General features: G+C 71.8%; 22 protein-coding genes. 10 read left to right on the top strand and 12 right to left on the bottom strand.

From position 1 onward, the window contains the following. Nucleotides 1-3: 3 nt before the first annotated feature. The 8 genes from L6E12_RS19615 to leuS all read right to left on the bottom strand — a co-directional run bounded on the left by L6E12_RS19615 (nucleotide 4) and on the right by leuS (nucleotide 8,361). Entirely contained in the window at nucleotides 4-654 is a 651-nt protein-coding gene (locus tag L6E12_RS19615) for a hypothetical protein (RefSeq protein WP_236229381.1), read from the bottom strand. Beyond that, nucleotides 651-1,007 carry a PadR family transcriptional regulator gene (locus L6E12_RS19610; RefSeq protein WP_236229380.1) on the bottom strand — a complete coding sequence of 119 codons (357 nt, stop codon included), beginning with the start codon at nucleotides 1,005-1,007 and terminating at the stop codon, nucleotides 651-653. The genes L6E12_RS19615 and L6E12_RS19610 overlap by 4 nt, the downstream gene beginning before the upstream one ends. A 13-nt stretch (nucleotides 1,008-1,020) precedes the next feature. After that, complete coding sequence (locus tag L6E12_RS19605) at nucleotides 1,021-1,212, bottom strand: DUF397 domain-containing protein (RefSeq protein WP_236229379.1); 192 nt, start codon at nucleotides 1,210-1,212, stop codon at nucleotides 1,021-1,023. Next, complete coding sequence (locus L6E12_RS19600) at nucleotides 1,178-2,071, bottom strand: helix-turn-helix transcriptional regulator (protein WP_236229378.1); 894 nt, start codon at nucleotides 2,069-2,071, stop codon at nucleotides 1,178-1,180. The genes L6E12_RS19605 and L6E12_RS19600 overlap by 35 nt, the downstream gene beginning before the upstream one ends. A gap of 65 nt (nucleotides 2,072-2,136) precedes the next feature. Then, nucleotides 2,137-3,321, bottom strand: a complete 1,185-nt coding sequence (locus tag L6E12_RS19595; RefSeq protein ID WP_236229377.1) for a glycine C-acetyltransferase — start codon at nucleotides 3,319-3,321, stop codon at nucleotides 2,137-2,139. Continuing rightward, nucleotides 3,322-4,350 carry an L-threonine 3-dehydrogenase gene (tdh, locus tag L6E12_RS19590; RefSeq protein ID WP_236229376.1) on the bottom strand — a complete coding sequence of 343 codons (1,029 nt, stop codon included), beginning with the start codon at nucleotides 4,348-4,350 and terminating at the stop codon, nucleotides 3,322-3,324. It abuts the gene before it with no gap. Nucleotides 4,351-4,435: 85 nt separating this feature from the next. Next, nucleotides 4,436-5,290, bottom strand: a complete 855-nt coding sequence (locus tag L6E12_RS19585; protein ID WP_236229375.1) for a LysR family transcriptional regulator — start codon at nucleotides 5,288-5,290, stop codon at nucleotides 4,436-4,438. Nucleotides 5,291-5,535: 245 nt separating this feature from the next. Continuing rightward, a complete protein-coding gene (gene leuS, locus L6E12_RS19580; protein ID WP_236229374.1) occupies nucleotides 5,536-8,361 on the bottom strand; it encodes a leucine--tRNA ligase in 2,826 nt (941 codons plus the stop codon). Between the two features lie 229 nt (nucleotides 8,362-8,590). Between leuS and L6E12_RS19575 the strand changes: the two genes are divergently transcribed. Continuing rightward, nucleotides 8,591-9,007 (top strand): SdpI family protein, encoded by a 417-nt coding sequence (locus L6E12_RS19575; RefSeq protein WP_236229373.1) that lies wholly within the window; start codon nucleotides 8,591-8,593, stop codon nucleotides 9,005-9,007. On the opposite strand, the gene L6E12_RS19570 is transcribed toward L6E12_RS19575, so the two are convergent. Further along, the gene (locus L6E12_RS19570) at nucleotides 9,004-9,576 is read right to left on the bottom strand and encodes a YqgE/AlgH family protein (RefSeq protein WP_035289869.1); all 573 of its coding nucleotides are present in this window, start codon (nucleotides 9,574-9,576) and stop codon (nucleotides 9,004-9,006) included. The genes L6E12_RS19575 and L6E12_RS19570 overlap by 4 nt on opposite strands. Nucleotides 9,577-9,827: 251 nt before the next feature. Between L6E12_RS19570 and L6E12_RS19565 the strand changes: the two genes are divergently transcribed. Then, entirely contained in the window at nucleotides 9,828-11,081 is a 1,254-nt protein-coding gene (locus L6E12_RS19565) for an MFS transporter (protein WP_236229372.1), read from the top strand. Nucleotides 11,082-11,251: 170 nt separating this feature from the next. On the opposite strand, the gene L6E12_RS19560 is transcribed toward L6E12_RS19565, so the two are convergent. The 3 genes from L6E12_RS19560 to L6E12_RS19550 are packed head-to-tail and all read right to left on the bottom strand — an operon-like array spanning nucleotide 11,252 to nucleotide 13,187. After that, on the bottom strand, nucleotides 11,252-11,482 hold the full coding sequence (locus L6E12_RS19560) for a hypothetical protein (protein ID WP_236229371.1): 231 nt from the start codon (nucleotides 11,480-11,482) through the stop codon (nucleotides 11,252-11,254). A 3-nt stretch (nucleotides 11,483-11,485) separates the two neighbouring features. Then, nucleotides 11,486-11,728: a hypothetical protein gene (locus L6E12_RS19555; RefSeq protein WP_236229370.1), complete on the bottom strand. Its 243-nt coding sequence runs from the start codon at nucleotides 11,726-11,728 to the stop codon at nucleotides 11,486-11,488. A 22-nt stretch (nucleotides 11,729-11,750) separates the two neighbouring features. Continuing rightward, on the bottom strand, nucleotides 11,751-13,187 hold the full coding sequence (locus L6E12_RS19550) for a CCA tRNA nucleotidyltransferase (protein WP_236229369.1): 1,437 nt from the start codon (nucleotides 13,185-13,187) through the stop codon (nucleotides 11,751-11,753). A gap of 80 nt (nucleotides 13,188-13,267) precedes the next feature. Between L6E12_RS19550 and L6E12_RS19545 the strand changes: the two genes are divergently transcribed. The 8 genes from L6E12_RS19545 (at nucleotide 13,268) to trxA (ending at nucleotide 22,370) form a co-directional block, all read left to right on the top strand. Continuing rightward, nucleotides 13,268-13,816: an NUDIX hydrolase gene (locus L6E12_RS19545; RefSeq protein ID WP_236229368.1), complete on the top strand. Its 549-nt coding sequence runs from the start codon at nucleotides 13,268-13,270 to the stop codon at nucleotides 13,814-13,816. A 22-nt stretch (nucleotides 13,817-13,838) separates the two neighbouring features. After that, nucleotides 13,839-16,007 (top strand): DUF6049 family protein, encoded by a 2,169-nt coding sequence (locus tag L6E12_RS19540; RefSeq protein WP_236229367.1) that lies wholly within the window; start codon nucleotides 13,839-13,841, stop codon nucleotides 16,005-16,007. 51 nt (nucleotides 16,008-16,058) lie between these two features. Beyond that, on the top strand, nucleotides 16,059-17,741 hold the full coding sequence (gene murJ / locus L6E12_RS19535; protein WP_374201908.1) for a murein biosynthesis integral membrane protein MurJ: 1,683 nt from the start codon (nucleotides 16,059-16,061) through the stop codon (nucleotides 17,739-17,741). 81 nt (nucleotides 17,742-17,822) lie between these two features. Then, nucleotides 17,823-19,379 carry a protein kinase family protein gene (locus L6E12_RS19530; RefSeq protein WP_236229366.1) on the top strand — a complete coding sequence of 519 codons (1,557 nt, stop codon included), beginning with the start codon at nucleotides 17,823-17,825 and terminating at the stop codon, nucleotides 19,377-19,379. Between the two features lie 85 nt (nucleotides 19,380-19,464). Continuing rightward, entirely contained in the window at nucleotides 19,465-20,091 is a 627-nt protein-coding gene (gene sigM / locus L6E12_RS19525; protein ID WP_236229365.1) for an RNA polymerase sigma factor SigM, read from the top strand. After that, complete coding sequence (locus L6E12_RS19520) at nucleotides 20,088-20,879, top strand: hypothetical protein (RefSeq protein ID WP_236229364.1); 792 nt, start codon at nucleotides 20,088-20,090, stop codon at nucleotides 20,877-20,879. The genes sigM and L6E12_RS19520 overlap by 4 nt, the downstream gene beginning before the upstream one ends. Before the next feature lie 130 nt (nucleotides 20,880-21,009). Further along, nucleotides 21,010-22,008 carry a thioredoxin-disulfide reductase gene (gene trxB / locus L6E12_RS19515; RefSeq protein ID WP_236229363.1) on the top strand — a complete coding sequence of 333 codons (999 nt, stop codon included), beginning with the start codon at nucleotides 21,010-21,012 and terminating at the stop codon, nucleotides 22,006-22,008. Between the two features lie 32 nt (nucleotides 22,009-22,040). Beyond that, nucleotides 22,041-22,370 carry a thioredoxin gene (gene trxA / locus L6E12_RS19510; RefSeq protein WP_236229362.1) on the top strand — a complete coding sequence of 110 codons (330 nt, stop codon included), beginning with the start codon at nucleotides 22,041-22,043 and terminating at the stop codon, nucleotides 22,368-22,370. Nucleotides 22,371-22,379 lie beyond the last annotated feature (9 nt).

The following is a 22,379-nucleotide window of genomic DNA, read 5'->3' as shown; positions in this document are numbered from 1 at the left end:
GGGTCAGAGGCCGATGACCGGCGGTGCGGCCTTGCCCGGCTTGCCGTAGAGGAGTTCGCTGTAGAAGTTGTCCTCGAAGCCGTACCGGGCGGCAGGACTCCCTGACTGCTGGTCACTGCCCGGTGAACCGGGGCCGCCTGCCCGGGGTGGGAGCAACTGTGGCCGGGCGACCCGTTCCGGCACCTGGTCACCCAGGACGGGCATGCAGGCCCGCCGTCCTTCGGAGCAGAAGAAGTCGCAGCGCGCGGTGCACCTGTGCGCGGGCGGCGGGGAGGGCTGGGGCGCCCGGGGCGCGGGCACCGAGAACGGGCGGTGCCGAACCTGCGGGGTCCCCCGGCCGAAGAGGGAGTCGGTGGCGAACGGGGTGGTCGGTTCGCGCGGCGTCCAGTCCAGGCCGGGACGGGCCTCGCGCAGGCGCACCACGCCGAGGAAGACGACGCCGAAGGCCCAGAGCAGCTTGGTCAGCTTGCCGGGCACCTGGTCGAGGTCGGCCAGCCACTCCTCGGTGTAGCGCTCGGTCTTCTGCGCCGAGCGCAGCCGCCGAGCACCCCACTTGAGCAGGGCTTTCGCCAGCGCCGGGGACACCTCCCCGCACTCGGCCACGACGATCGGCACCAGCAGACCGCCCAGCACGAAGGCGACGACCGGGTTCACCGCCACCCCCTCCACTCCGGCGCGGGCCGGGGCACGAACCCCCGGGACGGGGTGGAGGTCCGCTGCCGGACCGCCCCCCGGTGCTCGACCAGCAACGCCCGGGCACCGCCGAGGCCGTCCGGGCTGAGGCGGTAGAAGCGGCGGCGGGGACCGCGCGCGCTCGGCTCGTCCAGCTCCCACTCGCTGACCACCCAACCGGCCTCTTCGAGCCGGGCCAGGATCGGGTAGACGCTGCCGGTCTTGCGGCCCGCATTCTGGGCGATCTTGAGGCCGTAGAGCTGGTCATCGGGACCGAGCAGGGCCTCCAGGACGTCCAGCGTCGCCGCGGTGATGCGGAACGGCGGTCCGGCCATGGGCCAACTCTAGCTATGTAGAGATAGCCGGGGCAAGGGTCTTCGCGAGCAGCCCTCGCCATGCCGGGGCGGGCAGGGCCAGGCGGGGACCGGAGGGGTTCTTGGAGTCACGGATGAGGGTGTCGGAGCAGGTCAGCGCGACCTCGACGCAATCGCTGTTGGCACCGCCGCTATAGCTGCTCTTGCGCCAAGTGGTGTCGGCCATGCGTGTCTCCCGGGTGGTCGTACCTGCTCGCCAGCCTGGCGAGTACCTCTCGGGATTGTCCTGGATCGAGTGCGACCGCGTCGAGCCGAGGGAAGAGCTTCCAGTACCGCTGAACTTGGGCTAGGTCTTCGATGAAGAGGCCGGTGATGTAGCCGTCGAGGTAGGCCAAGGGCCTGCTTTCAGCGAAGTTGAATACGCGGAAAGCACCACCGAAGACCGAGCGCTCTCCCGCCGAGGCGGGTATCACCCGCACCACCACGCGCTGAGAAGCAGTGGCGAAGACCAGGCTCAGCAACTGCTCATGCATGACCGCCGCATCGCCGATCATCAGGTGGAGGGCGTGTTCGTGGATGAAGAACACGAACTGCGCATCCCCCCGATGCAGAGCCCGCTGGCGCTGCATCCGGGCGCCGACGTGGAAGTCCACTTCCCCCGGGGTGTGCCCCCCTTCGGCACCGATCATGGCGTGTGCGTACCGCTCGGTCTGGAGCAGGCCCGGGATCATCTGCGGCTCGTAGCTGTGCGAGGCGGTGGCAGAAGCCTCGTGGAAGACCAACGAGCGCACGGCCTCGTCCAGCATGGGGGCGTGCGGGGCGAGCCAGTGACCATCGGCGAAATTGGCAGCCCTGACCAAGGGGACCAGTTCGGTGATGACCTCGTAGGAAACCCCGCAGCGGGCCAGGTGGTGGACCATGTCCACCTCGGAGATGACCCGGTCGCCGGTTTCCAGGCGCGAGAGCACGCCCGGGTCCCAGCCGAGGACCCGAGCCAGCTCGTTCAGACCGAGGCCCGCCTGTTCGCGGTGCGCGCGCAGGGCCGCGCCCAGTTCCCGGCCGCAGGCCTTGGACTTGGAAGTCATGCGGTGAATCTAAGGGCGCCCGTGGCCGATTCCGGCGGGCGCGGCCGGGGTTTCACCCCAAGGGATCAGGTGTTGTCAGGCTGCATCAGCGCGCGGGCCGCGATGAACGCCTCAACGGCGCGGTCGATGTCGTCCGCTGTGTGGGCGGCGGACATCTGGGTGCGGATGCGGGCCTTGCCGTGGGGGACCACCGGGTAGGAGAAGCCGACGACGTAGATTCCTTGGGCCAGCAGGAGGTCCGCCATGCGGCTCGCCTCTGCCGCGTCGCCGATCATGACCGGGATGATGGGGTGTTCGCCCGCCAGGAGGTCGAAGCCCGCTTCGGTCATGCGGGTGCGGAAGTGGGTCGCGTTGGCGCGGAGGCGGTCCAGGAGGTCCGGGGTGATCAGGTCCAGGGCGGTGAGGGCGGCGGCGGTGATGCTGGGGGCCAGGGAGTTGGAGAACAGGTAGGGGCGGGAGCGCTGACGCAGGAGGTCGACGATTTCCCGGTGGGCGGCCACGTAACCGCCGCTGGCGCCGCCGAGGGCCTTGCCGAGGGTTCCGGTGTATATGTCGACTTTCTCGCTGACGCCGAAGTGTTCCGGGGTGCCCGCGCCGGTGGGGCCCATGAAGCCGACGGCGTGGGAGTCGTCGACCATGACCAGGGCGTTGTACTTCTCCGCCAGGGCCGTGATCTCGTCGAGGGGGGCGAGGTAGCCGTCCATCGAGAAGACGCCGTCGGTGGCGATGAGGCGGTAGCGGGCGTCTTGGGCTGACCGGAGTTGGGTTTCCAGGTCTGCCATGTCGCGGTTGCGGTAGCGGAGGCGGCGGGCCTTGGACAGCCGGATGCCGTCGATGATGCTGGCGTGGTTCAGCTCGTCGGAGATGATCGCGTCCTGATCGGACAGCAGGGTCTCGAACAGGCCGCCGTTGGCGTCGAAGCAGGAGCTGTAGAGGATCGTGTCTTCGGTGCCGAGGAACTCCGACAGCTTGCGCTCCAACTCCTTGTGCGGTTCCTGGGTCCCGCAGATGAAGCGGACCGACGCCATGCCGAAACCCCAGTCGGTGAGCGCCCGCTGGGCGGACTCCACCAGCGCCGGGTGGTCGGCGAGGCCGAGGTAGTTGTTGGCGCAGAAGTTCAGGACCCCGCCCGACGCCACCTGGATCGCGGCGCGCTGCGGGGACTTCAGGACGCGCTCGTCCTTGAACAGGCCCGCCTCGCGGATCTCGCCGAGGGTGGTCCGCAGGTCTTCGCGTAGCCGGCCGAACATTCAGCTCTCCCAATCCAGGACGACTTTGCCGCAGTTGCCCGCGCGGGCGGTGGCGAACGCGCGGTCGTGCTCGGTGTGGTGGAAGCGGTGGGTGATCACGGGGGCCAGGTCGAGCCCACCCTGCAACAGCACCGACATGGCGTACCAGGTCTCGAACATCTCGCGGCCGTAGATGCCCTTGAGCGTGATCATCTTCTGCACCACGGCGGCGAAGTCCACCGGGATCTCGGTGGCGGGCAGGCCCAGCATGGCGATCTTGCCGCCGTTGGTCATGTTGGCGATCATCTCCCGCAGCGCCGAGGGCTGCCCGGACATCTCCATGCCGACGTCGAACCCCTCGGTCATGGCCAGCACCGGGTAGACGTCGGCGACCTCGGCGCCGCTGACGTCGAGGGCCACGTCCACGCCGATCTTGCGGGCCAGGTCGAGCCGGTGCTCGCTGATATCCGTGACGACGACGTGCCGGGCGCCCGCGTGCTTGGCGATCGCGGCGGCCATCAGCCCGATCGGCCCCGCGCCGGTGACCAGCACGTCCTCACCGAGGACGGGGAAGGACAGCGCGGTGTGCACGGCGTTGCCGAACGGGTCGAAGATCGCGGCGATGTCCAGGTCGAGCGGGTGGCTGTGCACCCAGGCGTTCTGCTCGGGGATGACCGCGTACTCGGCGAACGCGCCGTCGGTGTGCACGCCCAGGCCGATCGTGCGCGCGCACAGGTGGCGGCGGCCCGCCCGGCAGTTGCGGCACGTGCCGCACACCAGGTGGCCCTCACCGCTGACCAGATCACCCTCGCGCACCTTGGTCACGGCCGCGCCGACCTCCACGACCCGGCCGACGAACTCGTGCCCGACGACCAACGGCGCCCTGATCGTCCTGGCCGACCACCCGTCCCAGGCGTCGATGTGCAGGTCGGTGCCGCAGATGCCGGTGCGCAGCACGCGCAGCTTGACCTCCCCGGGTCCGACGGCGGGCTCGGGCACGTCGACCAGGGACAACCCCGGGCCGGGTGCGGTCTTGACCAGAGCCTTCACGGTGCCTCCGTCGCATGGGGACGCTCACCCGCGAGTCTGCTGCCGACCGGTGCCGCGGTCCATCCGGACTTTCTGCACTGCGTTGTCAGGTCTCCTGCACAAGGGCCCGGATGGCGGTGGCGATCAACGGGTGCTGCTGGCGGCCGGTCCTGGTCAGCGCGAAGACGTGCCGGGCAGCGGGGATCGCGAGTTCGACCCCGCGGCCCTCGGGCAGGGCGGTGCGCGGGATCAGCGCGACGGCCCCGGCGGCGACGAGGGCGAGTTGGGCGGTGAAGTCGTCGGAGGTGTGGTGGATGCGGGGGCGGAACCCGGCGGCCTGGCACGCCTGGAGGACCACGTCCTGGCAGGGGTTGCCCGCCGAGGGGACCACCCAGTCGTCCGCGCGCAGGTCTTGCAGGTCGACCTCGGCGTGGCCCGCGAGCGGGTGGCCCGGCGGGAGGACGGCGTCGAACGGCTCGGAGTAGAGGGACGTGCTGGCGACCCGGGGATTCTCCTCCGGCCGCATGGTGACGGCGATGTCGATCTCCCCGTCGAGCAGCATGGGCAGGCTGTGGTGCCCCTCGGCGTCGCTGACGCGCACCTCGATCCCCACCCGGCGCAGGTTCGCCGCGGCCGGGGCGACGACCCGGGTGATGGCCGTGGCGAACGCGGCCACCCGAACCCGACCCGCCCGACCCGCGGCCAACTCGGCGAGCCGGGCCTCGGCGCGGTCCAACTCCGCGAGCACGGCGTCGGCGTGCTCGGCGAGCAACTCCCCGGCAGCCGTCAACCACACGCGCCGCCCCTTGCGGCGCAGGAGTTCCTGCCCCGCCTCGGACTCCAACACGGCCAACTGCTGCGACACCGCCGACGGCGTCAGGTGCAGCGCGCGGCCCGCCGCCGTCACGGTCCCGTGGTCGGCGAGCGCCCGCAGCACCCGCAGCCGCCGTGGGTCGATCACAGCCCGCCCGCCTCGACTCTCACGCCGTCACCCCGACTCCACGCGAACCCCTGGACCCCGCGCGAACTCTGCCGCCAAGATCCACATCCTCGCGCGCGCGACACCATCCACAACCCCCACCCTCCCGAGGGGATTCGCGGCCCTTGAGGCCATTCTACCTGCGGGAATGCGTGGGTAGGGGGTTGTGGATCTTGCCTGTGGACAACTCGCCGGTGGCGGTGTCGCCCGGGTGGGTGGAGTTGGGGCTACAGGACGATGTTGACCAGGCGGCCCGGGACGACGATGACCTTGCGCGGGGTGCCGCCGTCGACCAGGGCGGCGACCTTGTCGTCGGCCAGGGCGGTTGCCTTGACCTCGTCCTGGGTGGCCGCCGCGGGGACGGTGATGCGGCTGCGGACCTTGCCGTTGACCTGGATGGGGTATTCCACGGTGTCCTCGACCAGGTACTCCTCGTCCGCGGTCGGGAAGGGGCCGTGGGCCAGGGACTCGGCGTGGCCCAGCTTCGACCACAGCTCCTCGGCCAGGTGCGGGCACAGCGGAGCCAGCATCGGGACGATCGCCTCCGCGACGACGCGGGGGGCGCCGCCGGGGAAGTTCTTGGTCAGGTGGTTGTTCAGCTCGATCAGCTTGGCGCCCGCGGTGTTGTAGCGCAGGTTGGCGTAGTCCTCGTGCACGCCCGCGATCGACTTGTGCAGCAGGCGCAGCGTGGCCTCGTCCGGGGCTTCCTCGACGACACGGGATTCACCGGTTTCCTCGTCGACCAGGTTGCGCCACAGGCGTTGCAGGAAGCGCTGGGCGCCGACGACGTCCTTGGTGGCCCAGGGGCGGGAGACGTCCATGGGGCCCATCGACATCTCGTACATGCGGAAGGTGTCGGCGCCGTAGGTCTCGCACATCTCGTCCGGCGTGACCACGTTGCGCAGGCTCTTGCCCATCTTGCCGTACTCCTGGCGGACCTCCTGGTCGCCGTGGAAGTACTTGCCGCCGCGCTCGACGACCTCGTTGGCTTTGACGTACACGCCGCGCGGGTCGACGTAGGCGTACGCCTGGATGTAGCCCTGGTTGAACAGCCTGCGGTAGGGCTCCTCGCCGGTGACGTGGCCCAGGTCGAACAGGACCTTCTGCCAGAAGCGCGCGTACAGCAGGTGCAGGACCGCGTGCTCGACGCCGCCGACGTACAGGTCGACGCCGCCGGGGTCGTCCTGGCCGTGCTCAGGGCGCGGGCCCAGCCAGTACCGCTCGTTCTCCGGCTCGCAGAAGCGGTCGGGGTCCGTGGGGTCGACGTAGCGCAGTTGGTACCAGCACGACCCGGCCCAGTTGGGCATGGTGTTGGCGTCGCGGCGGTAGGTCTTCACGCCGTCGCCCAGGTCCAGGTCGACGGTGATCCAGTCGGTGGCCCGGGACAGCGGGGGGGAGGGCTCGGAGTCGGCGTCCTCGGGGTCGAAGGTGCGCGGGGAGTAGTCGTCGACCTCGGGCAGCTCGATCGGCAGCATGCTCTCCGGGACCGCGATCGGGGTCCCGGCCTCGTCGTAGACGATCGGGAACGGCTCGCCCCAGTAGCGCTGGCGGGAGAACAGCCAGTCGCGCAGCTTGAACTGGATGGTGCCCTCGCCGTGGCCGTGCTCCTCCAGCCAGCCGATCGCGGCCTTCTTGGCCTCGTCGATGGGCAGGCCGTCCAGGAAGCCGGAGTTGACCGCCGGGCCGTCGCCGGTGAACGCCTCGCCGTCGAAGCCCTCGGGGGGCTGCACGGTGCGGCGGACGGGCAGGCCGAAGGCGGTGGCGAAGTCCCAGTCGCGCTGGTCCTGGCCGGGCACGGCCATGATCGCGCCGGTGCCGTAACCGGCCAGCACGTAGTCGGCGATGAACACCGGGATGCTCTCGCCGTTGATCGGGTTCACCGCGTACGCGCCGGTGAAGACGCCGGTCTTCTCCCGGTTCTCCTGCCGCTCCAGCTCGGACTTGGTCGACGCGGCGCGGCGGTAGGCGGCAACGGCGTCGGCCGGGGTGGCCGCGCCCCCGGTCCAGCGCTCGTCGGTGCCCTCGGGCCACTGCGCGGTGGTGATGGTGTCGACCAGGGCGTGCTCGGGGGCCAGGACCATGTAGGTGGCGCCGAACAGCGTGTCGGGGCGGGTGGTGAACACGACGATGCTCTCCGCGCCCGCGGCGAACTTCACGCGGGCACCGCTGGACCGGCCGATCCAGTTGCGCTGCATCGATTTGACCTTCTCCGGCCAGTCCAGCCGGTCCAGGTCGTCGATCAGGCGGTCGCCGTAGGCGGTGATCCGCATCATCCACTGGCGCAGGTTGCGGCGGAACACCGGGAAGTTGCCGCGCTCGGTGCGGCCGTCGGCGGTGACCTCCTCGTTGGAGACCACCGTGCCCAGGCCCGGCGCCCAGTTGACCGGGGCCTCGGACAGGTAGACCAGGCGGTGCTCGTTCAGCACCTTGGCGCGCTCGGCCGCGGACAGCTCACCCCACGGCTTGCCGTCGAAGGTCTCCCCGGACGCGGCGAACTTCGCCTCCAGCTCGGCGATCGGGCGGGCCCTGCCCTGCTCGGCGTCGTAGTAGGAGTTGAAGATCTGCAGGAAGATCCACTGCGTCCAGCGGTAGTACTCCGGGTCGATCGTGGAGATCCGGCGCCGCTCGTCGTGGCCCAGGCCCAGCCTGCGGATCTGGCGCAGGTAGGTCTGGATGTTGTCCTCGGTGGTCTTGCGCGGGTGCTGGCCGGTCTGCACGGCGTACTGCTCGGCGGGCAGGCCGAACGCGTCGAAGCCCATGGTGTGCAGCACGTTGCGGCCGGTCATCCGGTGGTACCTGGCGTACACGTCGGTGCCGATGAACCCCAGGGGGTGGCCGACGTGCAGGCCCGCGCCCGACGGGTACGGGAACATGTCCTGCACGAACAGCTTGTCGGCCGGGACCTCCGCGCCGCTCGACAGCGGGCCGACCGGGTTCGGCGCGTGGTACGTGCCGTTGGCCTCCCAGTACTCCTGCCAGCGCTGCTCGATCCGGCCTGCCAGCTCGGCGGTGTACCGGTGCCCCGGGACCGTGTCCGGTGTGGTGTCGCTCATCCGAGGGTTCCTTCCACTGCGTCTCCTGCTTGCCCCGACAACAAGAAACCCCCCAGCCGAGAAAAGGCATGGAGGGTTGCCGCGCTCACCAGTAACTGGTCAGCGCGGCCAAGTAAGCAGGAGGCGAGCCGTACTCATGCGGATGAGGATACCGCACATGAGGTGCGCTCCTCGGGTGCGTTCCCCGGGTGCGGTGAACCCGCCGCGGACCGCCGCTTACCATCGAGCCGTGAACCTCGTGCCACTCGCCCCGCTGGTCGCGGGCCTCCCGCTGCTCGCCGTCGGATTCCTCGGCCTGACCGAGCGGCTGCCGCGCAACCGCTTCGGCGGCGTGCGGACCCCGGCGACGCTGCGCAGCGACGAGGCGTTCCGGGTGGGCAACAAGGTCGCCGGGCTGCCGACGCTGGTCGCGGGCGCGGTCGGCGTGCTGGGCGCGGTCGCGGCCTGGGCCATGCCGGGGACCGGTGGGCTGCTGGTGGTGGCGCTGATCGCGTTCGTCGGGTTGGTCGCCATCACCCTGGCGGGCGGTGTGCTGGGCAACCGGGCGGCGGACGCGGTGCCGGAGCCCGCGCCGGCACTGCCCGCGGGCTGCGCCGGGTGCCAGTGCGGTGCGGGCGGCTGCGGGACGTTCACCAAGACCGCCTAGTTGTCCTTCACGTCACCCGGGTGGGTGGCCAGCAGCGCCAGCGGCATCCCCTGCCTGCGCAGGACCCGGCCCCACAGGTCCTCCTCCGCGGGGGCCAGCACGTCGTTGGGCAGCGCCGGGACCACGATCCAGTCGCCGCGGTCGATCTCGCCCGCGAGCTGGCCGACGTCCCACCCGGCGTAACCGGCGAAGACCCGCATCCCCCGGAACTTGGGGACCAGGACCTCCGGGTCGGCGTCGAGGTCGACCAGGGCCACCGGGCCGCGCACGCTGATCAGGCCGGTGACGCCGTCGAGGTTCTCCCCGGTGCGCATGGCGGCCAGGCACAGCGCCGTCTTCTGCTCGACCGGGCCGCCGACGAACACCGAGCCGGGGCGGGTCACGTGCGGGCCCCAGTTCGGCAGCACGTCGTCCACCGGCACGTCGCTGGGGCGGTTGAGCACGACTCCGAGCGTGCCCTCGCCCCGGTGGTCGATGACGTAGACCACCGTGCGGCGGAAGTTGGAGTCGAGCAGGCTCGGCGCCGCGACGAGCAGCGTTCCCGGCTCGACCTCGGGATCGGAGGTCACCCCGCCATGATCCCACCTCGGCGGCGGGAGGCGGCAGCCAACACGGCGCAGACGGGAACAACACCGGCGAGTCGTGCGTTGGACGGGGTGGTCGGCACCACCGTGTCCCCCGGGCTCAACCTGAACCGCCTTCGTGGAATACCGCTCGGCTGGAGCCACGTTGCGCGAACCGCCGTGAGGCGACCGGGTGTCGACCCCGGATTGGGCGGTCCCTCGGGGCCGCCCAATCCGGTTTTCTAGGCTGTCCCGTCGTGAGCACCGTCGGGCACGACCGGGTCGGAGCGCGGGCGCTCCTCGCTGGGGCCGGGTTCCGCCGACTCCTCCACAGCCGCTTCGCCGCCCAGTGGGGCGACGGCCTGTTCCAGGCCGGTCTGGCCGGGGCGGTCCTGTTCAACCCGGAGCGCGAGGCCGACCCGCTGGCGATCGCCGCCGGGTTCACCGCGCTGCTGCTGCCGTACTCGGTCGTCGGCCCGTTCGCGGGCGCCCTCCTCGACCGCTGGGACCGGCGGCGGGTGCTGGTCGTGGCGAACCTGCTGCGCGGAGTCCTGGTGCTGGTGTCGGCGCTGGCCGTGGCACTGGGGGCGACCGGGCTGTTCGGGCTGGCGCTGGTGGTCGTGGGGATCAGCCGCTTCGTGGGGTCCGGGATGTCGGCGTCGCTGCCGCACGTGGTGCCGGTGCGCACGCTGGTGGAGGCGAACGCCCTGGCCACCACCCTGGGCTCGGTGGTGACGGTGTTCGGCGCGGTCTGCGCGGTCGGCCTGCGCGCGGTCTTCGGCGACGGGGACGTCGGGTCGGGGGCGACCACGGCGTTCGCGGTGCTCGGCTCGGTGGCGGCGGCCTGGTTCGCCGGGCGGTTCACGGCGGGGGCACTGGGACCCGACGAGGTGAACGAACCCAGGGAAACCGTGCGGGCCATCGCGCGCGGCCTGCTCGACGGCGGCCGGGCGGCGGTGCGGACACCGTCGGTGCTGGCCGGGTTCGTGGCGCTGCTGGCGCACCGGGCGGCGTTCGGGGTGGCGCTGCTGCTGGTGGTCCTGCTGATGCGGTTCCGGTTCGACTCCGGGCTGGGCGGGCTGGGACTGGTCGCCGGGCTGTTCGGGGTGGGCATCCTGGTCGCCGGGCTGACCACCGCGCGGATCGTGGCCCGGTTCGGGCGGCGGCGCACCGTGCAGGGGGTGCTGGTGCTGGGCGCGGTGGCCATCGTGGGCCTCGGGCTGCCGCTGGCGATGCCGACCGTGCTGGCGGCGGCACTGCTGATCTCGTTCGCAGGCCAGATCGTGAAGCTGTGCGTGGACGCGGCGGTGCAGCGCGACATCGGCGACGACACGCGCGGGCGGGTGTTCGCGCTCTACGACACGCTGTTCAACGTCACGCAGGTGGCGGCGGTGGCGCTGGCCGCGCTGGTGGTGGCCCCGGACGGGGCGTCGCCGGGGCTGATCCTGGCGGCGGGCGGGTGCTACCTGGTGGGCCTGGCCGGCTTCACGGCCGTCACCCGCCACGGGTGACGCGGGGTTGTCCACAGGCGGGGGTACTCCCGCCGCATCACTCCATGGTTGTCCACAGGTTTTCGTCGGATCTGTTCTCGCAGGTCAGAGGCGGTAGACTGGCTTCGGGGACGCCCCCCAGGGAGTGGTGGGGGCTGCTTTGCGCGCGGGTGCCCGCCCCTGCCCTCGCGTTACCTTCCCGGTGCCGTCTCGCGCTTGCTCACGATTCGCTCGTCTTCCTGGTAGTTGTCGCCCCCGGGCGGTGCCATGTTGGTGACCAGGAGGTCGGTGACGATCCCGTCGGCACAGGTGACCCGCAGCACCTGGCCCCGGTTGCCGAGGCCCACGGGTTCGACCGAGGAGACTCCGGGGTGCTCCGTGGGCAGTTCACTCACCAGCGCCCGGAAACGGCTGTTGCGCACGGCTCACCACCCCTGCTTCGGCGGCTGGAAGTCCCTGTGGTCCGGGATGCCCGGGCCGCTGGTCTGCATCACCTGGACAGCACCTGTGCCGCCGTTGGCGAAGTTCACCCTGATCAACACGTGGTTGTAGGCCACGTCCGGGGACAGCTCCACACCGCGCCGCATGTCCACGACCTCGGTGATCTCGTCGTGGTCGAGTGCACGCAGGCGCTCGTCCAACCAATCCGCGAGTTCGTTCAGCTTCACCGGACCATCCTCGCACCCGGGGTCAGGCGGGGGCGATGCCCTGCTCTTCCGCCCACTCGCGGAGGGCGGCGATGGCCTCGTCGTGGTCCATGGGGCCCCGGTCGAGGCGGAGTTCCTTGAGGTGGCGCCACGCCTGGCCGACCAGCGGGCCCGGGGGCAGGTTCAGCAGGCGCATGATCTCGTTGCCGTCGAGGTCGGGGCGGACCCTGGCGAGGTCTTCCTCCTCGGCGATGCGGGCGATCCGCTCCTCCAGGCCGTCGTAGGTGCGCTGGAGGGCGTTGGCCTTGCGGCGGTTGCGGGTGGTGCAGTCGGCGCGGACGAGCTTGTGGAGGCGGGGGAGGAGGTCGCCCGCGTCGGTGACGTAGCGGCGGACCGCGGAGTCGGTCCACTCGCCCTTGCCGTAGCCGTGGAAGCGCAGGTGCAGGAACACCAGCTTGGCCACGTCCTCGGTGAGGTCCTTGCTGTAGCGCAGGGCCCGCAAGCGCTTTCGGACCATCTTGGCGCCGACCACCTCGTGGTGGTGGAAGCTGACCCCGCCCCCTTCGACGTGGCGGCGGGTGTCGGGCTTGCCGATGTCGTGCAGGAGGGCGGCCAGGCGCAGGACCAGGTCCGGTTCGGTGCCCTCCTCCTCCAGGTCGATGGCCTGGTCCAGGACGACGAGGGAGTGCTCGTAGACGTCCTTGTGCTGGTGGTGCTCGTCGATCTCCAGGCGCATCGCGGGCAGCTCGGGGAGGACGTGGGCGGCGAGGCCGGTGTCGACGAGCAGTTCGACGCCGCGGCGGGGGAACTTGCCGCACAGGAGCTTGGACAGCTCGGCCTGGACGCGCTCGGGGGTGATGCGGGCGATCTCGGCGCTCATCGACGTCATGGCCTCCACCACCCGGGGGGCCGGGGTGAGGCCGAGCTGGCTGGCGAAGCGGGCCGCGCGCAGCATCCGCAGCGGGTCGTCGGCGAAGGACTCCTGGGGGGTGGCCGGGGTGTCCAGGACGCGGTCGCCCAGGGCGGACATGCCGTCGTGGGGGTCGATGAACGCGCGGGAGGACAGGTCGATGGCCATGGCGTTGACGGTGAAGTCGCGGCGCACCAGGTCGTCTTCGACCGTGTCTCCGAAGCGGACCTCGGGGTTGCGGGTGACCCGGTCGTAGGCGTCGGAGCGGAAGGTGGTGATCTCGCAGACGATGCCGCCCTTGCTGGCGCCGACCGTGCCGAAGGCGATGCCGGTGTCCCAGACCGCGTCGCCCCAGGGGGAGACCAGGGCGAGGATCTGCTCCGGGCGGGCGTCGGTGGTGAAGTCGAGGTCGTTGCCGTGCAACCGGCCGAGCATGGCGTCGCGGACGCTGCCGCCGACCAGGTAGAGGCTGTGGCCTGCACGCGCGAAGCGGGCCGCCAGGTCGTCGGCGACGGGGGAGACGCGCAGCAGCTCCACCACCGCGTTCTGGGCTGCCGAGGTTCGGGACACGGTTGACGAGGTTATCCGCAACGGCCCGCGCGCCGTCCGCCCGCCGCCCCCACTGCGCCGATCGCACTACCATCGCCTCCATGCCCCCGTCTTCCGGCAGGTCCCGAGGCGCGCGGTCCGGCCGCCGGTTGCGCCGCCGCGGCCGGAAGCTGACCACGGTCGACGAGACCTCCGCGGGTGGTCTCGTCATCGACCGCTCCACCTTCCGGGTGGCGTTGATCGGCAGGTTGGACCGGCGCGGGCGGTTGCTGTGGTCGCTGCCGAAGGGGCACATCGAGGCCGGGGAGACCCCCGAGCAGACCGCGGTGCGCGAGGTCGCCGAGGAGACCGGCATCGACGGCGAGGTGGTGCGCCCGCTCGGCACGATCGACTACTGGTTCGTGGCCGACGGCACCCGGCGCATCCACAAGACCGTGCACCACTTCCTGCTGGTGGCGCACTCCTTCGAGCTGTCCGACGAGGACGTCGAGGTGACCGAGGTGGCCTGGGTGGACTTCGACGACCTCGACGCCCGGCTGGCCTACGCCGACGAGCGCCGTCTCGTGCGCAAAGCCCGCCAACTACTCTCCGAGCATCCACTGTCACCCGAACCGGTGGAGTCGGACCTGCCCGAGGTCGGACGGGCCTGAACGCGATGCCTGGAGCGAACCCGTGACTGATCGACTGCGCCGCACCGGCCTGGTGGTGCTCGCCGCGGTCCTGGCGGCGCTGGTCGTGCCGCTGCCCTCGGCGGCGGCGCAGCAGCCCGGGCGGCTGCGCGTCGACCTCGACCAGTTGCTGCCCCGGGTGGTGGACGCGGCCGCGCAGGCCATCACCGTGACCGGGAAGATCACCAACACCGGTGACCGCAACGTCGAGAAGATCGAGGCCCGGTTGCAGCGCGGCGCGGTGCTCGACACCGAGTCGGCCCTGCGCGGCGCGCTCAACGACCCGCAGAAGACCGACGCGGTGAACCGCCCGCAGGTCAGCTCCACCTTCCAGCCGATCTCCGACCGCCTCGACCCCGGCGAGTCGGCGTCGTTCTCGATCAGCGTGCCGCTGGGGGCGGACAAGGGCGCGCTGAAGCTGGACCGGCCCGGGGTCTACCCGGTGGCCCTCAACTTCAACGGCGACCCGGAGTTCGGCCGCACCGAGCGGGTCGGCGCGCTGAGCACGCTGCTGCCGGTGCTGTCGGTCCCCGGTGGCGGCGCGGTCACCCCGCCCGCCGCGCCGAGCAGGCTGACCGTGCTGTGGCCGCTGGTGGACGACCGGCCGCGCCGGGTGCAGACCCCGCTCGACGGGACCCCGCCGGTGTTCTCCGACGACGGCCTGTCCTCCTCGGTGTCCGGGGGCCGGTTGTTCAACCTGGTCGACGCGGTGCAGCGGGCGGCCCGGTCGAACGCGTCGATGCTGCGGTCGCTGTGCTTCGCCGTGGACCCGGACCTGCTGGAGTCCGTGCAGGTGATGACCACCGGCTACCGGGTGCGCACCGCCGACGGGCGGCTGGTCGACGGCAGCGGCGGCCGGGCCGCGCAACTGTGGTTGGACCGGGTGAAGGAGCTGACCCGCGGCCAGTGCGTGGTGGCGCTGCCCTACGCCGACGCGGACCTGGCGGCGCTGTCGCGGGCCGGGGCGACGGGCCTGCAGGCCAACGCGCTCGACGTGGCGGTGCAGGTGGAGACCGCGCTGGGCACCAAACCGCTGGCCGGGGTGGTGTGGCCGGAGAGCGGCACCCTCGACGCGCGCACCCTGGGCGACCTGGCGAAGCTGCGCCGCACCACGGTGCTGGTCGACTCCGGCAAGCTGCGCGACACCTCCGGCGCGGCGCCGCACCGGCTGGCCGACAACCTCAACGCCGTCCCCTACGACCAGTTGATCGCCAACTCGCTGTCCCCGCGCACCACCGGCGACGACTCCGGGGTGAAGACGTCCTCGGTGCAGAACGGGTTGGCGACCCTGGTCTTCCGCGCCGCCTTCCAGGCCGTTCCCGGGCAGGTGGAGCTGGTCGCCCCGCCGCGCAGGTGGAACGCCTCCGGTGCGGAGCTGACCGTGTTCCTGCAGGCCATCGAGTCGCTGGAGGCCCAGGGCTACCTCGACACGCTGGGGTTGCAGTCGCTGGTCGACGGCACCGAGCAGGGGCAGGCGGCCGGGGTGGACTACTCCGCCGCCGACACCGCCGCCGAGCTGCCGTCGTCGGCGGTCGCGACCGTGGCCCAGGTCGACGCGATGCAGCGCGAGCTGACCAGCACCGTGCTGTTCGAGGACGACACCCAGCTCGTGCAGCCGGACGCGCTGGTGCAACCGCTGCGCGCCGGGTTGATCCGGGCGTCGTCGGCCGCCTGGCGGTCCACCCCGGAGCGGGCGGGCGCGGCCACCGACGAGGTGTCGAACCAGATGTCGGCGCTGCTGTCGCAGGTGACGGTGACCGACCCGGGCAGGCCGCTGTCGCTGGCGTCGGCGGACAGCCCGATCCCGGTCTACATCACCAACTGGCTGCCGGTGAAGGTGCAGGCCCGGATCAACCTCGGGTCCACCCCCGGGCTCAAGCCGGAGCAGCAGATCGTGGTGCAGATCCCGGCGAAGGCGTCCCTGCCGCGCTACCTGCCCGCCGAGGTCACCCGGTCCGGCCGGTTCAGCGTCGACATCTGGCTGACCACCGAGCAGGGCACCCGGTTGGGCGGGACCTCCCGGGTCGAACTGAACTCGACCTCGTACGGCAGCATCACCCTGGCGGTAACCTTCCTGGCCGCCGGTGTTCTCGTGCTGTTGGTCGGCCTGCGGTTGTTCCGCAGGATCCGCGCGCGGCGCACGGCGGGCACCGCGGTGACCGACCAGCTCTGACGGTGCCCCGGCGGTGGCCCGGGGCAGGACCAGCTCTCAGGCGGGGTACAAGTGAGCACACCGAGGACGGACAGCGTGCAGCAGGACGCGCCCGGGGAGGGCACCGCGCAGGTGCCCCCCGCCCAGCGGGCGGCCGCGCCGACGCCGTCGCTGGCGAAGGCCAGCGGGTCGATGGCGATCGCCACCCTGGTCAGCCGGATCACCGGGTTCTTCTGGAAGATCATGCTGGCCTGGGTGGTCGGCACGGACGTGGTGTCCGACTCGTTCACCATCGCCAACACGCTGCCCAACATCATCTTCGAGCTGCTGCTCGGCGGGGTGCTGGCGAGCATCGTGGTGCCGCTGCTGGTGCGCTCGCAGGACGACCCGGACGGCGGCGCCGAGTACACCAACCGGCTGCTCACCGTCGGGCTCACCGGGCTGGCGGTCGGCACCGTGGTCGCGGTGGCCGCCGCGCCGCTGTTCACCTGGCTCTACGTGGACGACTCGACCGGCCGGGCCACCCCGGACCTGGTGACGGCGTTCGCCTACCTGCTGCTGCCGGAGATCCTGTTCTACGGGCTGTTCGCGCTGCTCTCGGCGATCCTGCAGGCCCGGCAGGTGTTCGGGCCGACCGCGTGGGCGCCGGTGGTCAACAACCTGGTCATCATCGCCACCCTCGGCGCCTACGCGCTGCTGCCCGGCGAGCTGACCGTCGACCCGGTCCGGATGACCGACGCGCACGTGCTGACCCTCGGCATCGGCGTGACGCTGGGCATCGTGGTGCAGTCGGTGATGCTGCTGCCCGCGCTGCGCCGGGTCGGGCTCCGGTTCCGCTGGACCTGGGGCATCGACGCCAGGCTCAAGGAGTTCGGCGGGCTGGCGCTGTGGATCCTGGGGTACGTGGCGGTCAGCCAGGTCGGCATGGTGATCACCCAGCGGGTGCTGACCGCGGCGGCCGAGGGCGGCGCGACGATCTACGCCAACGCCTGGCTGCTGTTCCAGCTCCCCTACGGCGTCATCGGCGTCTCGCTGCTGACCGCGATCCTGCCGAGGATGAGCAGGGCCGCGGCCGCGGGCGACACGGCGAAGCTGGTCGACGACCTGTCGGTGGGGGCGCGGCTGTCGACGGTGATGCTGGTGCCGATCAGCGCGGTGCTGACCGTGACCGGGTCGGCGGTCGGCGTGGCGCTGTTCAACAACGGTGAGACCACCTTCGCCGCCGCGCAGCGGCTGGGCTTGGCGCTGGCGTTCTCCGCGTTCGGCCTGCTGCCCTACGCGCTGGTGATGTTGCAGCTTCGGGTGTTCTACGCGATGAAGGACGCGCGCACGCCGACGCTGATCATGGTCGTGATGACCGTGGTGAAGATCCCGCTGATGTACATGACCGCCGCCGTGGTGCGCCCCGACCAGGTGGTCATCGGCGTGCTGCTGGTCAACTCGCTGACCTTCGTCGTCGGCGCGGTCCTGGGCCAGATGTGGCTGTGGGTGCGGCTGGGCAACCTGCACAGCAAGAAGGTCGTCAAGGTCATCGCGATGAGCGTGGTGGCCGGGGTCGCCGGGGTGGCCGCCGGGTGGCTGGTCACCAGGCTGGTGCTGCCCGCCGGGGTCGAGGGGCGGGTCAGCGCGTGGGTGGCGCTGGTGGTGCAGGGGCTGGTGGCGAGCGTGGTCGCGTTCGGCGTGCTGGCGCTGTTCCGGGTGCCCGAGCTGAAGCCCGCGACCAGCCGGATCACCCGACTGGTGCGCCGCGGTTGATTCGCTCGTCGCCGGTGGGCGGCGGATTTCCCGTACTCTCGTGAGCAAGGTCGGCAGGGGCGTCGGCAGGCGGAGAGAACGGTGACGACAAGACGGACCGAGTACCCAGGGGGCGAGGGATCGTCTGGTCTGCGGGCCAAGGACGGTTTCCTCGTGCCCGGTGGCGTCGTCGGCGACGGCCGCTACCGGCTGCTGGCCCGGTTCGGTGTCGACGAGCGCGCCCGCGCCGAGCTGTGGCGGGCCCAGGACGGGCAGCTCCGCCGCGACGTGGCGCTGACGCTGCTGATCGCCGACCCGGGGGACGGCGCCGCCGCCGCGGCGGCCCGGCGCACCCTGGAGCGGGTCACGCACTCCGCCCGGGTCAACCACCCCGGGCAGGCCAGGGTGCTCGACGTGCTCAGCCCCGGCAACGGCATCGCCCACGGCGAGGGCCTGCTGGGCATGATCGTGGCCGACTGGACCCAGGGCACCGACCTGCTCGACGTCATCGCCGAGCACCCGCTGCCGCCCGCGACCGCGGCCCGGCTGCTGGAGCCGCTGGCCGCCGCGGTCGAACTGGCCCACCACAGCGGCCTGGTCCTCGGCGTCGACCACCCGCAGCGGGTGCTGGTCAGCCCCGAGGGCACGCTCAAGCTCGCCTTCCCCGGTCCGCTGCCCGACACCGACCTGCAGGACGACGTGCGCGGTCTCGGCGCGCTGCTGTACCTGCTGCTGACCGGCCGCTGGCCGCTGCCGGGCGGTCCGGCGGGCGTGCCCGCCGCGCCGACCGGACCGGACGGCCGGGTCGTGGCGCCGCGGGCGATGTTCGGCTACATCCCGCACGACCTCTCCGCCGCCGCGGTCCGCAGCCTGTCCGACGACGAGACCGGCGGCATCCGCACCAGCGCCGGGCTGATCCGGGTGCTGGAGCGGGCCAAGGCGGCCCCGGACGTCACCGAGACCATCGCGGCGGTCGACGACGAGGAGGAGTACGAGGACGACGGCGCGGTCTGGACGACCCGGCGGCCCAGCAACGACCGCACCAAGCGGCGCAAGCTCGCCATCGGCGTGACCGCGCTGGCGGTGGCCACCGTCGGCGTGCTGGCCTGGTTGGGCACGCAGCTCATCGGCTTCTTCAGCGACGACGGCCCCAGCCCGGGTGGGCCGATCGCGGTGGCCACGGCCCCCGGCGGTGTGCCTGCGAACGCGCCCGCCCCGCCGCAGCCCGCCCAGCCGATCGACGCCGCCAGCGTGAAGGTGTTCAACGTCAAGGGCACCGCCGACAGCCCCAACCGGGCCAGCCGCGCGGTCGACGGCGACGCGCAGACCGCGTGGAAGACCGACAGGTACCAGCGGCAGTTCCCGGCGCTCAAGCCCGGCGTGGGGATCATGGCCTCGTTCGCCGAGCCGGTCCGCTTCGCCGAGGTCACCATCGACTCGCCGAGCGCGGGCACCGTGGTGGAGATCCGCACGGCCCCCTCGGAGAAGCCGTCGCTGGAGGAGACCAGGGTGATCGGGAAGGCCACCCTGTCTGCGGGGCAGAACAAGCTCCAGCTCGACAACGCCGAGCCGACCCAGCACCTGCTGGTGTGGATCACCGCCCTGGGCGAGGGGAACGTGTCCGAGCTGACCGAGGTCGGGTTCGTGCGGTCCCGGTGACCGCGGGTCGGACTGCCGACCACGGCCGGTGATCCCCGGTCTGAGCCGGTCACACCGCCCGGGAAGTGCCCTATACCCTGTTCGCGTGACCGCCGCTGCCAGTTCGGACGCCGACCTCATCGCGGCGCACGCCGCGGGGGATCCACGCGCCTTCGCCGAGCTCGTGCGCCGCCACCGGGACCGGATGTGGGCCGTCGCGCTGCGCACCCTCCGCGACCCGGAGGAGGCGTCGGACGCGCTGCAGGAGGCCTTCATCTCCGCGTTCCGCGCGGCCGGGTCGTTCCGGGCCGAGTCCCAGGTGACCACGTGGCTGCACCGCATCGTGGTGAACGCCTGCCTGGACCGGGTCCGGCGCAGGCAGGCCCGCCCGACGGTGCCGCTGCCGGAGACCGGGCCGGGCGAGCCGGTCACCCCGCGCGACGCGATGGCGGAGCGGGAGACGCGCCTGGTGGTGCAGACGGCGTTGCAGGACCTGTCCGAGGACCAGCGGGTGCCGATCCTGCTGGTGGACGTCGAGGGCTACTCGGTGGCCGAGACGGCGAAGATGCTGGGCATCGCCGAGGGCACCGTGAAGAGCCGGTGCGCGCGCGGTCGGGCGAAGCTGGCGAAAGTTCTCGGGCATCTGCGGAACCCCGATGCAGATGCGAACGTCCCAGGTGGCGCTATGGACGGGCGAGACGTGCCGAGCAGGCGCCAGCGGGAGGGACGATGACGGACGAGGTTCGGGGCGGTCGAGGCCCCTCAGGCCCGCCGTGGTCTGTCGACCTCCTCGCCGACCTGCACGCGGGGGTGCTGGACCGGGAGCAGAGCGCCCGGTTGTGGCCGCAGGTGAAGGCGGACCCGGCGGCGCGGGCGATCCTGGACGCGCTGGAATCGGTGCGCACCGACCTCGGTGACCTCGGCGCGGCCCCGGTCGCGCCGATGCCCGCCCACTTCGCCGCGCGCCTGGACGCCGCACTGGACGCCGAGGCCCGACGGGCCCCCGGCGGCGGTGGGGTGGCGGTCGCGGCGCTGCCGCCGCAGCCGGGGCTGGCCCCGGTGGTCGACCTGGCCGCCGCGCGGCGCAAGCGCAACCGGGTGGCCGCGTGGGCGGGTGGGCTGCTGACCGCGGCCGCCGCCGCGGTGGCGATCTCGATCGCGGTCGTGCCCACCTCGACGACGGGCGTGCCGAAGGCGGCGATGCCGCCCAGCGAGCAGACGCAGGACCCGGGGGCGCAGCCACCGCTGGCGGCCTCCAGCTCCGACCTGGGCGGTGCGGTCGGCAAGGTCGGCACCACCAAGGACTACGGCGACCTCGGCGACCAGGCCGGGCTGGACCGGTGCCTGGCGGCCAACGACGTCGACCCGGCCAAGGCGCAGACGATCGGCGTGCGCCCGGTGACCCTCGACGGCAAGCCCGGGACGATGGCGATCCTGCTGGTGCCCGGTGAGCTGGGGAAGTTCCGGGTGCTGGTGGTCGAGCCGGATTGCTCCGCACTGGCCGACACCGTCATCGGCTGACGCGGTCTTCCCCGGCGGTCGCGCCGGTGCGACCCGTCACCGGCGGGCGCGGAACAACCGGCGCATACGATCGCGTTGACACGAGAGCGCCAGGGAAACGGCCCTGGCGACTTGTCGACGGAGGAGCAGCATGGCTGCGGAAGCGGACCAGATCCGTAACCTGATCATCGTCGGTTCCGGTCCGGCCGGGTACACGGCCGCCGTGTACGCCGCTCGCGCCCAGCTCGAACCACTGGTGTTCGAGGGGTCGCAGTTCGGTGGGGCGCTGATGACGACCACCGAGGTGGAGAACTTCCCCGGCTTCCGCGACGGCATCATGGGCCCCGACCTGATGGAGCAGATGCGCGCGCAGGCCGAGCGGTTCGGCGCCGAGCTGCGCGCCGAGGACGTCGACGAGGTCGAGCTGACCGGCGAGGTCAAGTACGTCACCGCCAACGGCGTCCGCTACGCCGCGCGCGCGGTCATCCTGGCGATGGGCGCCGCCGCGCGCTACCTGAACGTGCCCGGTGAGCAGGAGATGCTCGGCCGCGGCGTGTCGGCGTGCGCCACCTGCGACGGCTTCTTCTTCCGCGACCAGGACATCGCCGTGCTCGGCGGCGGCGACTCGGCGATGGAGGAGGCCACCTTCCTCACCCGGTTCGCCAGGTCGGTCACCGTCATCCACCGGCGCGAGGACTTCCGCGCCTCCCGGATCATGCTGGAGCGGGCCAGGGCCAACGAGAAGATCCGCTGGCAGCTCAACTCCAAGGTCACCGAGGTCACCGGCGACGGGACCGTCAAGGGTCTCAGGCTGCGCGACACCAAGACCGGCGCGGAGTCCACGCTCGACGTCACCGGCTTCTTCCTGGCCATCGGCCACGACCCGCGCAGCGCGCTGGTCACCGGCCAGGTCGACGTGGACGACGAGGGCTACGTGGTGACCAGGGGCAAGAGCACTTACACCAACCTCGACGGCGTGTTCGCCGCGGGCGACCTGGTCGACCACGAGTACCGCCAGGCCATCACCGCCGCGGGGTCGGGCTGCGCGGCCGCGATCGACGCCGAGCGCTGGCTCGCCGAGCACGGTTCGGCGCAGGCCGAGTCGGCCCCCGAGCTGGTCGGCGGCGGCTACGGCCCCGGCACCAACTGACATCCCCGCAACCTGTCTGAGGAGAAGAAGAGATGGCTGGCAACACCGTTGACGTGACCGACAAGACCTTCGTGGACGAGGTCCTGACCAGCGAGAAGCCGGTGATCGTGGACTTCTGGGCGACCTGGTGCGGGCCGTGCCGGATGGTCTCGCCGGTGCTGGACGAGATCGCGGGCGAGAACAAGGACAAGATCACCGTGGCGAAGGTCGACATCGACAAGAACCCGGGCACCGCGCGCGACTACCAGATCATGTCGGTGCCGACGATGATCGTGTTCCAGGGCGGGAAGCCGGTGAAGACGATCGTGGGCGCCAAGCCGAAGGCCGTGCTGCTCAAGGACCTCGCCGACTACCTGGGTTGAGATCCCGGG

This window comes from Actinokineospora sp. PR83, assembly GCF_021056305.1.
GTDB classification, from domain to species: Bacteria; Actinomycetota; Actinomycetes; order Mycobacteriales; family Pseudonocardiaceae; genus Actinokineospora; species Actinokineospora spheciospongiae.
The sequence above is the reverse complement of the archived record's forward strand: the minus strand, read 5'-3'. Positions and strand labels throughout refer to the sequence as shown.

Coding starts and splice junctions, on each gene's coding strand:
- leuS (WP_236229374.1), bottom strand. CDS start 8,361: ATGAGCGACACCACACCGGACACGGTCCCGGGGCACCGGTACACCGCC.
- L6E12_RS19605 (WP_236229379.1), bottom strand. CDS start 1,212: ATGGCCGACACCACTTGGCGCAAGAGCAGCTATAGCGGCGGTGCCAAC.
- L6E12_RS19595 (WP_236229377.1), bottom strand. CDS start 3,321: ATGTTCGGCCGGCTACGCGAAGACCTGCGGACCACCCTCGGCGAGATC.
- L6E12_RS19545 (WP_236229368.1), top strand. CDS start 13,268: ATGCCCCCGTCTTCCGGCAGGTCCCGAGGCGCGCGGTCCGGCCGCCGG.
- trxA (WP_236229362.1), top strand. CDS start 22,041: ATGGCTGGCAACACCGTTGACGTGACCGACAAGACCTTCGTGGACGAG.
- L6E12_RS19600 (WP_236229378.1), bottom strand. CDS start 2,071: ATGACTTCCAAGTCCAAGGCCTGCGGCCGGGAACTGGGCGCGGCCCTG.
- L6E12_RS19520 (WP_236229364.1), top strand. CDS start 20,088: ATGACGGACGAGGTTCGGGGCGGTCGAGGCCCCTCAGGCCCGCCGTGG.
- trxB (WP_236229363.1), top strand. CDS start 21,010: ATGGCTGCGGAAGCGGACCAGATCCGTAACCTGATCATCGTCGGTTCC.
- L6E12_RS19610 (WP_236229380.1), bottom strand. CDS start 1,007: ATGGCCGGACCGCCGTTCCGCATCACCGCGGCGACGCTGGACGTCCTG.